Annotated in this window: 13 protein-coding genes; 8 read left to right on the forward strand and 5 right to left on the reverse strand. The window is 71.1% G+C overall.

The genetic code is table 11. The features are described 5' to 3' along the window. A complete protein-coding gene (locus ACFYY1_RS04845; RefSeq protein ID WP_388580832.1) occupies positions 1–744 on the reverse strand; it encodes an enoyl-CoA hydratase family protein in 744 nt (247 codons plus the stop codon). Between the two features lie 86 nt (positions 745–830). Here ACFYY1_RS04845 and ACFYY1_RS04850 point away from each other — a divergent pair, with 86 nt between their 5' ends. Further along, a complete protein-coding gene (locus tag ACFYY1_RS04850; RefSeq protein ID WP_388580835.1) occupies positions 831–1,742 on the forward strand; it encodes an SDR family oxidoreductase in 912 nt (303 codons plus the stop codon). Between the two features lie 37 nt (positions 1,743–1,779). Here the strand turns inward: ACFYY1_RS04850 and ACFYY1_RS04855 are convergent, their stop codons facing one another. After that, positions 1,780–2,688: a hypothetical protein gene (locus ACFYY1_RS04855; protein WP_388580838.1), complete on the reverse strand. Its 909-nt coding sequence runs from the start codon at positions 2,686–2,688 to the stop codon at positions 1,780–1,782. Between the two features lie 245 nt (positions 2,689–2,933). Here ACFYY1_RS04855 and ACFYY1_RS04860 point away from each other — a divergent pair, with 245 nt between their 5' ends. Next, positions 2,934–3,710 carry a S1 family peptidase gene (locus ACFYY1_RS04860; protein ID WP_388580841.1) on the forward strand — a complete coding sequence of 259 codons (777 nt, stop codon included), beginning with the start codon at positions 2,934–2,936 and terminating at the stop codon, positions 3,708–3,710. Between the two features lie 78 nt (positions 3,711–3,788). On the opposite strand, the gene ACFYY1_RS04865 is transcribed toward ACFYY1_RS04860, so the two are convergent. Further along, a complete protein-coding gene (locus tag ACFYY1_RS04865) occupies positions 3,789–5,594 on the reverse strand; it encodes a beta-galactosidase family protein (RefSeq protein ID WP_388580843.1) in 1,806 nt (601 codons plus the stop codon). Positions 5,595–5,869: 275 nt separating this feature from the next. Here ACFYY1_RS04865 and ACFYY1_RS04870 point away from each other — a divergent pair, with 275 nt between their 5' ends. Both ACFYY1_RS04870 and ACFYY1_RS04875 read left to right on the forward strand, forming a co-directional pair. Beyond that, positions 5,870–6,763, forward strand: a complete 894-nt coding sequence (locus ACFYY1_RS04870; RefSeq protein ID WP_388581518.1) for a helix-turn-helix domain-containing protein — start codon at positions 5,870–5,872, stop codon at positions 6,761–6,763. Between the two features lie 11 nt (positions 6,764–6,774). Continuing rightward, the gene (locus ACFYY1_RS04875) at positions 6,775–7,101 is read left to right on the forward strand and encodes a chorismate mutase (RefSeq protein ID WP_266916553.1); all 327 of its coding nucleotides are present in this window, start codon (positions 6,775–6,777) and stop codon (positions 7,099–7,101) included. Here the strand turns inward: ACFYY1_RS04875 and ACFYY1_RS04880 are convergent. After that, positions 7,046–7,813 carry a hypothetical protein gene (locus tag ACFYY1_RS04880; RefSeq protein WP_388580847.1) on the reverse strand — a complete coding sequence of 256 codons (768 nt, stop codon included), beginning with the start codon at positions 7,811–7,813 and terminating at the stop codon, positions 7,046–7,048. The genes ACFYY1_RS04875 and ACFYY1_RS04880 overlap by 56 nt on opposite strands. 185 nt (positions 7,814–7,998) lie before the next feature. Next, positions 7,999–8,829: a PP2C family protein-serine/threonine phosphatase gene (locus tag ACFYY1_RS04885; RefSeq protein ID WP_388580850.1), complete on the reverse strand. Its 831-nt coding sequence runs from the start codon at positions 8,827–8,829 to the stop codon at positions 7,999–8,001. Between the two features lie 53 nt (positions 8,830–8,882). On the opposite strand from ACFYY1_RS04885, the gene ACFYY1_RS04890 reads away from it, so the two are divergent. The 4 genes from ACFYY1_RS04890 to ACFYY1_RS04905 all read left to right on the forward strand — a co-directional run bounded on the left by ACFYY1_RS04890 (position 8,883) and on the right by ACFYY1_RS04905 (position 15,238). Next, entirely contained in the window at positions 8,883–9,533 is a 651-nt protein-coding gene (locus ACFYY1_RS04890) for an SMI1/KNR4 family protein (protein WP_388580853.1), read from the forward strand. A gap of 83 nt (positions 9,534–9,616) precedes the next feature. Beyond that, positions 9,617–12,121: an aminopeptidase N gene (gene pepN / locus ACFYY1_RS04895; protein ID WP_388580856.1), complete on the forward strand. Its 2,505-nt coding sequence runs from the start codon at positions 9,617–9,619 to the stop codon at positions 12,119–12,121. 298 nt (positions 12,122–12,419) lie between these two features. After that, positions 12,420–13,823, forward strand: coding sequence for a pyridoxal phosphate-dependent decarboxylase family protein (locus ACFYY1_RS04900; protein WP_388580859.1), 1,404 nt, complete (start codon positions 12,420–12,422; stop codon positions 13,821–13,823). Continuing rightward, positions 13,820–15,238 carry a lysine N(6)-hydroxylase/L-ornithine N(5)-oxygenase family protein gene (locus ACFYY1_RS04905; RefSeq protein ID WP_388580861.1) on the forward strand — a complete coding sequence of 473 codons (1,419 nt, stop codon included), beginning with the start codon at positions 13,820–13,822 and terminating at the stop codon, positions 15,236–15,238. Before ACFYY1_RS04900 ends, ACFYY1_RS04905 begins: the two co-directional genes overlap by 4 nt. Positions 15,239–15,313: the final 75 nt, after the last annotated feature.

A 15,313-nucleotide genomic window follows, 5' to 3' on the forward strand; every position in this document is an offset into this window, starting at 1 on the left:
TCATCCCTCCTTGCCGAACGATTCGCGGACGCGGTCGGCGACCCCGCTGAGGTTGGCCTCGAAGGTGAAGCCCTGCTCGAAGCGGTAGCTGCGGCGTACGTCCACCGGGTCGATGCCGTTGATGGCGGCCTTGGCCAGCCGGATCAGATACCCGTCCTTGGCGGCGATCTCGCCCGCCAGTTCCAGTGCCGCACCGAGGAGTTCCTCGCGCGGCACGACCTTGAAGACCGAGCCGTGGGCGTGCAGTTCGGCGGCGGTCGCGGTGCGCGAGGTGTAGTAGAGCGCGCGCATCAGGTGCTGGGGCACCAGCCGGGCCAGATGGGTCGCCGCGCCGAGCGCGCCCCGGTCCAGCTCGGGCAGGCCGAACGTGGCGTCGTCGCTCGCCACGATCGCGTCCGCGTTGCCCACGAGGCCGATGCCGCCGCCCAGGCAGAAGCCGTTCACCGCGGCGACGACCGGGACCTCGCACTCGTAGACGGCGGCGAACGCCTCGTAGCAGCCCCGGTTGGCGCCGATCAGGGCCTCGTGCCCGGTGTCGCGCTGCATCTCCTTGATGTCGACGCCCGCGTTGAATCCCCGTCCGGCGGCGGCCAGCACGACGCAGCGGACCTCGGGGTCGCGGCCCGCCGCGCGGAGCGCGTCGGCGAGGTCGTACCAGCCCTGTACGGGCAGCGCGTTGACGGGCGGATGGTCGACGGTGACGAGCCGGATGCCCTTGCCGGGACTTGTGGTGGAGACACCCATGAGTGAATCAGCTACCTTTCCACCAAACATTTGTTAGGTGTGGAAGGTAGCAGCCTGCCCCCGCATCGCCAACAAGGAGGCGAGTGATGACTGGTCTGTGCGACGGACGCGTGGTGATCGTGACGGGTGCGGGGCGCGGGCTCGGCCGGGCCCATGCGCTCGCCTTCGCCGCCGAGGGCGCGAAGGTGGTCGTCAACGATCTGGGCGTCGGTCCCGGCGGCGACGGCGGCTCCCCGGGCCCGGCGCAGCAGGTGGTCGACGAGATCGTCGCGGCGGGCGGCGAGGCGCTCGCCCACGGGGGCGACATCGCCACGACCGAAGGGGCGGCCTCGCTGGTCGCGGCGGCGCTGGAGGGCTTCGGACGGCTGGACACCCTGGTCAACAACGCGGGGTTCCTGCGCGACCGGATGCTGGTGAATCTGGACGAGGACGACTGGGACGCCGTGATGCGGGTCCATCTCAAGGGTCACTTCCTGCCGTTGAAGCATGCCTGTGCGCACTGGCGGGCCGAGGCGAAGGCGGGCCGCGCACCGGTCGCCCGGGTGATCAACACCAGTTCCGGCGCGGGGCTGCTCGGCAGCGTCGGCCAGGGCAACTACTCCGCCGCGAAGGCCGGGATCGTCGGCCTGACCCTGGTCGCCGCCGAGGAGGCGGCCCGCTACGGGGTCCAGGTCAACGCGATCGCCCCGGCGGCCCGGACCCGGATGACCGAGCAGACCTTCGCGCAGGCGATGGCGGCGCCCGAGGAGGGCGGGTTCGACGCGATGGCCCCGGAGAACGTGTCCCCGCTGGTGGTGTGGCTCGGCTCGGCCGCGAGCGACGGGGTGAGCGGGCGGGTCTTCGAGGTGGAGGCCGGGCGGATCACGGTCATGGAGGGCTGGCGGCCCGGCCCCACCGCGGACCGGGGTGCTCGGTGGGAGCCGGCGGAGGCGGGGGAGGCGGCACGGAAGCTGCTCGCCCGGGCGGAGCCGGCGCTGCCGGTGTACGGGGCGAAGTAGGAGCCGGGGGGCGGCGGGGCCGCGGCGGCTCCACGGTTCAGGTGCTGCAGTCCAGGACGGTCCGGCACAGCCCGCACCGGGCCCGCACCCGGCCCCGTACCGGAACGCGGATGCGCTGGTGGCAGGCCGGGCAGGGGAAGGAGACCCGCAGCCCGTCCGGGGTGCCCTCGAAGGTGTACGGAACGCCGGGGGCGGCGGGGGCGCCCGGATGGTCCTGGGCGCGGCGCCGGTCCTTCGCGTAGCGGCGGCGGCCCGCCCAGCCCGCCGCCGTGAGCGGTGGCTGCCGGGTGTCCTGGAGGGCCTGCGCGCGCCCCTTGGTGTACGCCTCGTAGGCCTGCGGGCTGGTGAACCACGGTGACGGGTCCTCGTCGAAGGCCAGCGCCCGCTTGGCGAGGACGTATCCGAACTCCTCCGGGGTGAGATAGCCGAGCTTCTGGCTGGAGACCCCGTCCTCGCGGAAGGCGTCGAGCAGCAGCCACCCCGCGCCCAGGTACGTGGTCACGGTGTCGGTGAGGATCTCGTTGTCGCGCGTACCGGGGAACTCCAGGCCCAGCCGGTGCAGCAGCACATGGGTGACCTCGTGCGAGAGCGCGGCGCCGATGTCCCTGCGGTGGGTGCGGAAGCGGTCGTTGAGTTCGACGAAGTACTCGGGCCCGGCGGTCAGTTCGACCCCGGCGGCGTGCTCCATCGCGCGGAAGCCGACGATCATGCGGGCGTCGGGCAGATGCAGGTGCTGGACCACCGCACGCGCCACCCGCTGGGTGCCGAGGTACAGGTCGTCCTGGTCGTCGAAGGTGGCGTCGACGGGGGCGAGGCTCGTGGCGTAGCCGCGGACACCGTCGTACGACAGCCGCCGGTACAGCGCCGTGATCGCGGACCGGACCGTTTCGAGATGCGGGAAACCGTGAACCACCGGACCGCCGGCGCTCCGCCCGTCGTCCGTCACGTCCCACCCCCTGTCAGCGAGGCCGGATTTCACTGTAGCCGGAACGATGCAGGCGATCTTGGCCAGAAAGTGATCCTTGTGGGCGCCGTGATCATTTCCCGATAATCCGAACCGTGCCTTTGTCGGGGTCATGACCATCGAGGCGGTGCGGTGCCGTACCGCCCGCGTGGTCACCACCCGGCGCGGGCGCAGGCACTCCCCACGAGTACCCCCCACAAGCACCCCCCACGAAAGAAGGCAGTCTCTTGAAGCAGCTTCTGCGTGCCGTGAAGAGATGTTCCGTCATAGCCGCCGTCGTCCTCGCGGCCGTCAGCCTCCAGCCCGCCGGAGCCTCCGCGGCCCCCCAGCCGGTCGTCGGCGGAACCCGCGCCGCCCAGGGCGAATTCCCGTTCATGGTCCGGCTGTCGATGGGCTGCGGCGGCGCTCTCTACGCCAAGGACATCGTCCTCACCGCCGCGCACTGCGTGGACGGCACGGGCAACAACACCTCCATCACCGCCACCGCGGGCGTCGTCGACCTGCAGTCCTCCAGCGCGATCAAGGTCAAGTCCACCAAGGTCCTCCAGGCCCCCGGCTACAACGGCGCGGGCAAGGACTGGGCGCTCATCAAGCTCGCCAAGCCCATCGACCTGCCGACCCTGAAGATCGCCACCACCACCGCGTACAACAACGGCACCTTCAACATCGCCGGCTGGGGCGCGGCCACCGAGGGCGGCGCCCAGCAGCGCTACCTGCTCAAGGCCACCGTGCCGTTCGTCTCCGACGCCGACTGCCAGGCCGCGTACGGCAGCGACCTCATCCCCGGCGACGAGATCTGCGCCGGGCTGATCGACACCGGCGGCGTCGACACCTGCCAGGGCGACTCCGGCGGCCCCATGTTCCGCAAGGACAACGCCGGAGCCTGGATCCAGGTGGGCATCGTCAGCTGGGGCACGGGATGCGCCAGGCCCGGCTACCCCGGCGTGTACAGCGAGGTCTCGACGTTCGCCGCCAACATCGCGTCCGCGGCAGCCACGCTCTGACCCCGCCCCGGCCGGTAGCCGAAGCACAGCGACCGCGCTCCGACCCGGCCCCGGCCGGCACCTGAATCACACCCGAAGTCACACCTGAACATCCCCGGGGGTGCCCGTCCGGACGGGCACCCCCGGACCCAGCTCCGCGTACGGCGCGCCCGCACCCTCCAGCTCCAGCACCCACACCTCGTTGACACCCTCCCGCAGCACCGGCCCCGGCACATACAACGTCCGCTGCGCGCCGAGCGACCAGTAACGCCCCAGGCAGAAGCCGTTCACCCAGACGAACCCACGCGTCCAGTCCGGCAGTTCGAGCCCCGCATGACCGGCACCGGTCACCCCGGAGAGCTCGAACGTCCCCCGGAACAGCCCGGTCGCCCCGGCCCCCTCCACACCGCCGAACACCACCCCGGCCAGCGCGTCCGGCTCCTCGAACGCCTCCAGCCGCAGCGCCCGCGCCCGCACCCCGTGCAGATACTGCCGCTCGTGCCGCACCCCGCCCGTGATCCCCTTGGACTCACCTAGCCGCGGCCCGTAATTGACCCGGCCCAGCGACTCCACCCACAGCTCGACCTCCGCGGGCCCGGCCACCGGCTCGTCCAGCGTGCAGTTCTCCTCGGTCAGCACCCCCGCCCGGACCCCGTCCACATGCACCACGGCCCGGTCCCGGAGCCCCGCCGCACTCAGCTCATAGGGCTGACGCGGACCCGGCACACCCACCCGGTAGCGCACCACACCCCGGTCGACCCCCAGTTCCTCGAAGGTCGGCGGAACACCCGACGGCGCCCCCTCCTCGTCGCCCAGCGCGTCCAGCACCGCATCCAGCGGAGCCCACTCGGTCAGCCCGGCCCGCACCGGAGCCGCCAGCCCGGCCGGCTCGGGCGGAAGCTCCGGAAGCGGCCCCTGCGCGTACTCGGCGAGCACCTCACGGAACAGCCAGAACTTCTCCGTGGGACGGCCGTACTCGTCGATCGGGGCGTCGTAGTCGTACGACGTCACCGTCGGCAGGAAGTCCTGGTCCTGGACCGGACCGGACCTGTTCGCCCCCGCCCACCCGGCGAAATTCGTCCCCCCGTGCGCCATGTAGATGTTCACCGACGCCCCGCACTCCAGGATCTCCCGCAGCGCCTCGGTGGCCTGCGCGGGCTTCCGCACGATCGGCTCCGCACCCCAGTGCTCGAACCACCCGCACCAGAACTCCATGCACATCAGCGGCCCCTTCGGCTGATGACGGCGCAGCACCTCGAACGCCTTGCGCGCACCCGAACCGAAATTCGCCGTGGCCAGCAGCCCCGGCACCGAGCCGCCCGTCAGCATGTGGTCCTCCGGCCCGTCGGACGTGAACAGCGGCACCGTCACCCCGCGCTCACGCAACATCCCGGCCACCCGCTGGAGGTAGACCTGATCGGAGCCGAAACTCCCGTACTCGTTCTCCGCCTGGACCATGATCACCGGCCCGCCGCGCCCGATCTGCCGCTGCACCACCTGCGGCAGCAGAGCCGTGAACCACCGCTCCACGGCACCCAGGTACTCCTCGTCACGCGACCGCACCCGCCGGCCGAACCGCCCCGTCACCCAGACCGGCAGACCCCCGTTCTCCCACTCGGCACAGATGTACGGCCCCGGCCGGACGATCGCCCACAGCCCGGCCCGCTGCGCCGCGTCCAGGAACCGGCCGAGCGCCGCCACGTCCCGGAACCGGCCGGGCTGCGGCTCGTGCAGATTCCACGGCACATACGTCTCGACGCAGTTGAGCCCCATGGCGCGCAGCATCGACAGCCGGTGATCCCACTGCGCCTCGTGCACCCGGAAGTAGTGCAGGGCCCCCGACAGCAGCCGTACGGGCTTCCCGTCGAGCCGGAAGTGGTCGTCCCCCACGGTGAAGTCAGCCATCGTGCTCGTACTCTCTGTGCGTGCGGCCCCCGGAACCACACGTTCCGGGCCCGTACGACGGCACGCACCACGGAGCGGGCGAACCCGGGAGGAATGTTGCCACCACCTTCACCCCCTGGCGTCCGGCCCGTCCATGGACAAAGATCACTGCTGTTTGGACACAATTGTTCGGGCCGGTGAATCCTTGAGCCGGTGAAAGAATTCGGACCAGCGCGATGAATCGGGCCGACGCGATGAAGGGGACCAGCGCGATGAAAGGGGAGGAAGGGAAGCCGATGTACCACACCTGGATGCGTTTCTTCACCCCCAGCCCGCTCCACCACCGGCTGGGCCTGGTCTGCCTGGGCGTGGGACTCCAGCACGGCGCACTGCCGACCGTCGGCCCACGCACCCTCGACCACCACGTGGCCGTCGTCATCAACTCCGGCAGCGGCTGGTTCACCGGACCCGACGGCCGCCGGGTGCCCGTCACCGCCCCCTGCCTGATCTGGCTCACCCCCGGCACCCCGCACCACTACGGCGCCGACCCGGGCACCGGCTGGGACGAGAGCTTCGTCGACTTCACCGGCCCCGCCACCACCACCTACACCGAACTCGGCTGCATCGAGCCCGACCGCCCGCTCGTCCCGCTCGCCGACACGGCGGGCCCCCGCGCCGCGATCGGACGGATCGTACGGGCGGCCCGGCGCGGCAACCCGCTCCTGGAGGTCGAGACCGGCGCCGCCGTCCACGAACTCCTCGTCGCCCTGCGCCGGGCCCGCGCCGATGTCAGCCCCGACGGCGACCCCGTGCTCCAGGCCCTCGCCCGCGACGCCTTCCAGCCACTGTCCGTCGCCGAGCACGCGGCCCGGCACGGCATGACCCCCGCCGAACTGCGCACCGCGGTACGCCGGGGCGCCGGGTGCAGCCCCAAGGACTACCTCCTCGGCATCCGCCTCGGCCGCGCCAAGGAACTCCTCGCCGCCACCGACCTGCCGGTCGCCGCCGTCGCCCGACGCGTCGGCTACGACGACCCGGCGTACTTCTCGCGCCTCTTCGCCCGCCGGGTCGGCGCCGCCCCGGTCCGCTTCCGCGAACAACAGGGGCTCAACGTGCCCGGCGGCTGGAGCGACCGGATTCCGGACCCGGAGCACCCACCGACGATCACCCCGCAGGGCCCGGCCGTCTAAGCTCGCTGACCATGACCACCAGGGACATCGACGAGTCCGTGAGCGCGGAACTGAACCGGCTGCGCGAGAGCATCGACAACATTGACGCCGCAGTCGTCCACATGCTGGCCGAGCGCTTCAAGTGCACCCAGCAGGTCGGCCACCTCAAAGCCGCCCATCACCTCCCTCCGGCCGACCCGGCCAGAGAGAGCAGGCAGATCGAACGGCTGAGGCAGCTCGCGGAGAGCGCCCACCTGGATCCGGCCTTCGCCGAGAAGCTGCTGAACTTCATCGTGGCGGAGGTCATCCGCCATCACGAGCGGATCGCGGAGGAATCGGCGACGAACGCGGAGGCGTGAGCGCCGGGGACGAAGGACCCACCGGCCGACGCGACCTGCGCCACGACCGCACCACCCAGGCACTCACCAGCAGCCCGAGCCCCGTGGCCAGCACGACGAACCCGGCCCCCGCCGACTCGTTGACATGACCACCGTTGCCCACGGGTTCGGGCGCCCCGGAAGCCGCCCAGTCGGGCAGGAACAGCAGACCCGCCCCCACCAGGGCCGGCACCGCCCAGCCGAACCGCTCACGGTACGAGCACCGGGCCGACACCAGAGCACCCACGGCCAGCAGCACCGCACAACCGAGCGCCGGAAGCACCGTGAACGTCAGCCACTCGGACAGCAACGGCCGCCAGTACCACTCCGATTCCGGCCTCGGCCCGTCGAAGTAGTACATGGTCCGCGGCTGCGGCTCACCCAGGAAGTCCCGGACGGTCCCGGGCACCAGACCGCCCAGCAGCCCTCCCGCGAACACCAGCCCCGCGTACCGCGCCATCGCCCCACCGCCACCGCCACCGCCACCGCCGCTCGCCCGCCACCGGTCCACCGGGACGACCCGGAGCACCACCACGGCACACCAACCGGCCAGCAGCCCCAGGAACACCCCCTTGACCGCCCCGTAGCCCACCGGGATCCACACGTTCCAGGGATAGTTCTGCGTGTGCGCGGCCCGCCAGCTCCCCGCGAGACACCAGGCGACCGCACCCGCGGCCACACCCCACGGCGCCACCCCCACAACCCACCGCCGCCCGCTCCCGGCCCTCACCCCGCCCGTCCCCCGCACCGCTTCGGACACTGCCCGCCCCATCCGCCATCCGCTGCCCGCCACCGCCCCGGCGCTCCCACCCGGCACCCGGCTCGACTGCCCGTCCCCACGCGGGACGCGACAGCCGCCCGTACGGTTGCACGGCCCCGCTACGGCGCCTCCGCAACCCCGGCCACCGGCACACCCCGCCGGCCGGGCCCGACGGGAACGAGCACCACCGTCACGTTGTCGTGCCCGCCCGCCTCCAGCGCGTACCCCACCAACGACCGCGCCTCCTCCGCAACGCCACCACCGGCCGGACAACGATCGAGCACACCCCGCAACGCGGCGGCACCGGGCAGATAACGCCACAGCCCATCCGTGCACAGCAGCAACCGGCCGGACACCGAAGGCCGGTAGCTCCGCACACGCGGAGCCGGATCACCCGCATCGGCCCCCAGCCACGCGGAGAGCGCCTCGTACTCACCCGTGTCGTCCTCGGTCAGCGCCATCCCCGGCCCCTCGTCGGGCAGCCAATAGGCACGGCTGTCACCGACCCAGACACTCCAGACACCCTCCGGACCCGCGATACCGGCGACGAACGTACAGGCCGGCGCGGCATCCACCGACGCCGCCAGCCCGGCGACGGCACGCCCCGCACACACGGCCGCATCGCCGAGCGCACTCTCCGGCAGCACACCCTCCCGCAACCGCGCCACCAGCACGTTCAGCCCGACCTCGGCCGCGACCCGGGCCGCCCGCTCCGACATCGACACCCCGTCGCACACGACAGCGACCGTCCAGCCACCGACCGTGGCCAGCGCCATCGCGTCCGCGTTGACACCCCGGTGCCGGCCCCGGTCACTGACGCCCGCCGCACCACTGCCCGTACTGATCTCCACCCGCGAACGGAACGACGGCTGGGCGGCACCGCAGTCCCAGCAGTGGCCATCGGGAGCGACCGTTCCGCCGCACAGGACACAGTCCGTGATCTCGCTCATCAGCCGCGCATTCTGCCAGAACCGCTGTCGGTGGCCCCGCGTACCGTTCAGCCATGCCGGACAGAGCAAGCGACGAACCCGCACCCGCACCCGAGTCCCGTTCCGCCACCTACCCGTGGCGCGATCTGCTCCGACGCTGGAGCGAGGAATGGCTCGACCCCGTCCTGCACGAGCAGGAGAGACACCAACCCTTTCCCGACGAAGTACGGGCCGCCCGCTGGCTCGGATCGGCCGGCGCGACACCCCAGGAACTGACCGCACTCGAAGCACGCCTGGGCACCGTACTCCCGCCGAGCTACCGGGAGTTCCTGCGCACCAGCGACGGATGGCTCGACACGACGAGCTCGATCCGACGACTCCTGCCCGTACGGGAGATCGGCTGGCTCAAGGACCTCGACCCGGAGCTGATCGACCTCTCGTCCAGCGACCAGGAGCCGGACGACGTTCCCGACGAGGACTACTTCGTCTACGGAGACGACCAGGAACCCTGGGCCATCCGGACCGAGTACCTGAACAGCATGCTCAAGATCAGCCACACCCCCGAGGCACTCGACGTCTACCTGCTCAACCCGCGCATCGTCACCCCCGACGGCGAATGGGAAGCCTGGTATTTCGCCCACTGGCTGCCCGGAGCCGTCCGCTACCGGTCCTTCTGGGACCTCATGAACGACGAATACCGGAAATTCCACGGCGACCACGACTGACCATCACCACCCCCCGAGCAGCGCCGCTCAGCCGTGGGAGAACCCGCCTGCGGTCCGCCCACCACGTACGGCAGCATGGACACATGTCCGTACTGACGCGCGACGAAGCGCAGACCCGAGCCCAGTTCCTCGACGTACACCGGTACACGATCGACCTCGATCTGACCACGGGGGAGGAGACCTTCGACTCCCGCACCGTCATCCAGTTCACCGCGACCGCGGCCGGAGACACCTTCGTCGAACTCAAGCCCGCCACCCTGCGCTCCATCAGCCTCGACGGACAGCCCCTCGACCCCGCCGACCTCGTCGAGAACCGCTTCCCCCTCACCGCCCTCACCCCCGGCACCCACGAACTGCACATCGACGCCGCCATGCGCTACTCCCGCACCGGCGAAGGCATGCACCGCTTCACCGACCCCACCGACGGCGAGACCTACGTCTACACCCAGCTCTTCATGGAAGACGTCCAGCGCGTCTTCGCCGCCTTCGACCAGCCCGACCTCAAGTCCGTCTTCGAACTCACCGTCACCGCCCCCGAAGGCTGGACCGTCCTCGGCAACGCCGTCGCCGAACACCGCGGAGACGGCCACTGGGCCCTGGCCGCCACCCCGCTCATCTCCACCTACCTCGTCGCCGTCGCCGCCGGCCCCTGGCACTCCGTGACCACCGAACACGCCGGACTGCCCTTCGGCATCCACTGCCGCCGCTCCCTGGCCCCCTACCTCGACGCCGACGCCGACGAGATCCTCGACATCACCCGGGCCTGCTTCGACCGCTTCCACGAGAAGTTCGACGAGCCCTACCCCTTCGACTCCTACGACCAGGCATTCGTCCCCGAATTCAACGCCGGCGCCATGGAGAACCCCGGACTCGTCACCTTCCGCGACGAATTCGTCTACCGCTCCGCCGTCACCGACACCGAACGCCAGACCCGCGGCATGGTCATCGCCCACGAAATGGCCCACATGTGGTTCGGCGACCTCGTCACCCTCGCCTGGTGGGACGACATCTGGCTCAACGAGTCCTTCGCCGAATACATGGGCTACCAGACCCTCGCCGAAGCCACCCGCTTCACCGACACCTGGGTCGACTTCGGCGTCGCCCGCAAGGGCTGGGGCTACGACGCCGACCAACGCCCCTCCACCCACCCCGTCGCACCCGACCCGGCCGCCGTCCCCGACACCGCGTCCGCCATGCTCAACTTCGACGGCATCTCCTACGCCAAGGGCGCCTCCGCCCTGCGCCAACTCGTCGCCTGGCTCGGCGAGAAGGACTTCCTGGCCGGCATCAACGCCCACTTCGCCCGCCACAAGTTCGCCAACGCCACCCTCGCCGACTTCATCGACAACCTCGCATCGGCCACCGACCGCGACGTCCACGCCTGGGCCGACGCCTGGCTGCGCACCACCGGAGTCGACACCCTCACCCCCCGAGTCGCCGAATCCGACGGCAACTGGACCCTCGACATCGACCACAACGGCAGCCGCCCCCACCGCATCGCCGTCGGCGCCTACGACCACGCCCCGGACCCCCGCACCGGCACCGAACGCCTCGTCCTGCGCGACCGGTTCGAGATCGACGTCCCCCTCGACGGCACACCCCGCACCCGCCCCGGCAACCGCCCCGCACTCCTCGTCCTCAACGACGGCGACCTCAGCTACGCCAAGGTCCGCCTCGACACCCCATCCTGGGAAACCGTCCTGGGCGGCCTCTCCGGCGTCCCCGACGCCCTCACCCGCGCCGTCATCTGGAACACCGCCCGCGACATGGTCCGCGACGGCGAACTCGCCCCCGCCACCTACCTCGAAGCGGCCCGCACCCACCTCCCCCACGAGACCGACCTGGCCCTCGCCCAAGGAGTACTCGCCTTCGCCGCCACCCACGTCGCCGACCGCTACGTGGCCCCCGAGAAGCGCCCCGCCGCCCTCGCCACCCTCACCTCCCTCTGCCGCGACCTCATCCGCCGCACCGAGGACGGCCACAACCCCGGCCTCCGCCTCATCGCCGTACGCCACCTCATCGACGCCGCCACCCAGCCCGACACCATCCACGACTGGCTCACCAACGGCACCGTCCCCGGCGGACCCGAACTCGACCCCGAACTGCGCTGGCGCATCCTCACCCGCCTCGCCGTCCTCGGCGCCATCGACGAAGCCACCATCACCGCCGAACTCGAACAGGACCCCAGCGCCACCGGACAGGAAGGCGCCGCCCGCTGCCGCGCCGCCCTCCCCACCCCCGAAGCCAAGGCCACCGCCTGGCACGCCCTGTTCAACGACGACAGCCTCTCCAACTACCTCTTCACCGCCGTCGCCCAGGGCTTCTGGCAGCCCGAACAGGCCGACCTCGTAAGCGAGTACGTCTCCCGCTACTACCCCGAGGCAACCGCACTCGCCGCCCGCCGGGGCCCCGCCATCGCGGAAGCCGCAGGACGCTACGCCTTCCCGGCCCACGCCGTCGACGCCGAGAACCTCCACCTCGGCGAACAGGCCCTCGACGACCAGACCCTCATCCCCGCCCTGCACCGCAAGCTCACCGACCAGATCGACGACCTGCGCCGCGCCATCGACGTACGCAGCGCCCGCTGATCCACTGATCCACTGATGGCCTGCGGGCCTGTGCGGCCGCTCAACCAGAGCCCACCACAGGCCCACAGGCCCGCACACGCACCACCCGTGCCCGGCGCCCCACCCCAGGGGCCGCCGGGCACACCCGTATCCGGCGCCACACCCATACCACCGGAACACCCCACAACACCCCCCACCCCACCACCCATCCCCCTTTCGAGTTCACATCCCCCCGCTCCACGACCGCGCCACCCAAAACCCGGACAAGCTGGCATGTCCACCCATGCCTACTCACGCGCGTCCGAAGGGCCCCACCACCATGCCCACCCCACCCCCACCCCTCGCCGGAACCACCACCGGCCCCACCGCCCTGCGCCCCCTCATCGACACCGTCCTCACCGCACTCCACGACGGAGCCCACCGACGCGACGGCCCCCTCCCCGCAGGCGGCCCCGACGCCGTCACCCCACGGATGCGCACCGCCACCCAACCCCTCATCCCCGACCACGGCACCGGCCCCCACCACGCCCTGCGCACCCTCGTCACCGCCCTCACCGAAGGCGCCGCAGACCCCGCAGACCCCCTCTGCACCGCCCACCTCCACACCCCACCCCTCGCCCTCGCCACCGCGGCCGACCTCGCCGCCTCCGCACTCAACCCCTCCATGGACTCCTGGGACCAGGCCCCCGCCGCCTCCGCCCTCGAAGCCGACACCACCGCCGCCCTCGCCGCCGAGATCTACCCCCACCAACCCACCCCCGACGCCCTCATCACCACCGGCGGCACCGAATCCAACCAACTCGCACTCCTCCTCGCCCGCGAACGCAACGGCCCCGTACAGACCATCTGCGGAGCCAACGCCCACCACAGCATCACCCGCGCCGCCTGGCTCCTCGGCCTCCCCACCCCCATCGTCATCCCCGCCCCCACCGGCGTCATGGACCTCACCGCACTCGACGAAGCCCTCACCCGACACGACCACCCCCTCCTCGTCACCGCCACCGCCGGCACCACCGACACCGGCCGCATCGACCCACTCACCGCCATCGCGGACCTCTGCACCACCCACGGCGCCGAACTCCACATCGACGCCGCCTACGGCGGCCCCCTCCTCTTCAGCCCCACCCACCGAAACAAGATCCACGGCCTCGACCGCGCCCACAGCGTCACCCTCGACCTGCACAAACTCGGCTGGCAACCCGCACCCGCAGGCATCCTCGCCGTCCCCCACCGAAACCACCTCGACCCCCTCCACCACCAAGCCCCCTACCTCAACGCCGACGACGACACCGAAGCCGGCCTCCCCGACCTCCTCGGCCGCTCCCTGCGCACCACCCGACGCCCCGACACCCTCAAGATCGCCGTCACCCTCCAAGCCCTCGGCCGCACCGGACTCGCCGACCTCGTCGACCGCACCCTCACCACCGCCCACCACCTCGCCGACCTCATCACCCAAAACCCCACCCTCGACCTCTACGACCGCCCCACCATCAGCACCGTCCTCTTCCGCCCCACCGGCACCGACGACAAAACCGTCGCCACCATCCGCCGCACCCTCCTCACCCGCGGCCAAGCCGTACTCGGCCGCGCCCACACCGACAACCACCTCTGGCTCAAAGCCACCCTCCTCAACCCCCACACCACCCCCCAACACCTGCGCACACTCCTCGACCTCGTCACCCAACTCACCCACGACCTCGCGGAAGGCAACACCCCCCGATGACCGATCACCCCACCCCCGACACCGACCAGCCACACGACCTCATCGGCATCGGCATCGGCCCCTTCAACCTCTCCCTCGCCGCCCTCGCCCACGGCGTACCCGCCAACCCCCACCCCCTCAACACCGCCTTCTACGAACAACGCCCCGCCTTCCACTGGCACCCCGGCCTCCTCATCGACGGAGCCAGCCTCCAAGTCCCCTTCCTTGCCGACCTCGTCACCCTCGCCGACCCCGCCAGCCCCTGGACCTTCCTCAACTACCTCCGCAGCCGCGACCGCCTCTTCCCCTTCTACTTCGCCGAACGCTTCCACATCCAACGCGCCGAATACGACGCCTACTGCCGCTGGACCACCGACCAACTCCCCGGCCTCCACTTCAGCCACCAGGTCGACGCCGTCCGCTGGAACAACCAACGCGAACTCTTCGAAATCGACTTCACCCAACTCGACAGCGACGGCGAAGCCGAAGCACTCGGCCGCGCCCACACCCGCAACATCGCCCTCGGCATCGGCACCGAACCCCACATCCCCGAATTCTTCAAACCCCTCACCGAAGCCGAGAACACCCCCGTCATCCACTCCGCCGACTACCTCCACCACCGCCAGGAACTCCTCAAAGCCCCCCACATCACCGTCATCGGCTCCGGACAGTCCGGCGCCGAGATCTTCCTCGACCTCCTCCGCGCCCGCCCCCAAGGCCACGAAAACCTCCACTGGCTCGCCCGAACCGAGGCATTCGCACCCATGGAGTACTCAAAACTCGGCCTCGAACACTTCACCCCCGACTACAGCCGCTACTTCCACGCCCTCCCCGAAGCCGTACGCGACGAACTCGTCCCCCACCAATGGCAACTCCACAAAGGCATCGACGCCGACACCATCGCCGCCATCCACGACGAGCTCTACCGCCGCACCCTCCACGGCGGCTGGCCCGACACCACCCTCACCCCCGGCGTCTCCGTACGCACCGCAGGACGCGTCGCCAACACCCGCATCGAACTCCACCTCGAACACACCCAGCAGAAAACCCGCTCCCGCCTCACCACCGACGCCGTCGTCCTCGCCACCGGCTACCGCGAACGCTCCCTCGACCGCATCCTCACCGGCCTCGACCCCTACATGCGCCGCGACGCCTCCCAACGCCCCCGCATCGACGACCGGTTCCGCCTCGTCCTCGACCCCACCGTCACCGGAAACGTCTACGTACAGAACGCCGAACGACACACCCACGGCGTCGGCGCCCCCGACCTCGGCCTCGCCGCCTGGCGCAGCGCCACCATCCTCAACGACCTCACCGGCACCAACCCCTACCCCCTCCCCGAACGCACCGCCTTCACCACCTTCGGCCTCACCCCCCACGGCCCGGCCCTCCCCACCCGCACCCCCGACCTCATCCCCCTCGCCCGGAACACCTGACACACCCGCACCTGCACCCACACCCGCACACAAAAGGCGGCCGCCCCCTCCCGAAAGAGAAGACGGCCGCCCACC

Origin of the sequence: Streptomyces sp. NPDC001890, assembly GCF_042891445.1 — a bacterium.
In the GTDB taxonomy this organism is placed as follows: Bacteria; Actinomycetota; Actinomycetes; order Streptomycetales; family Streptomycetaceae; genus Streptomyces.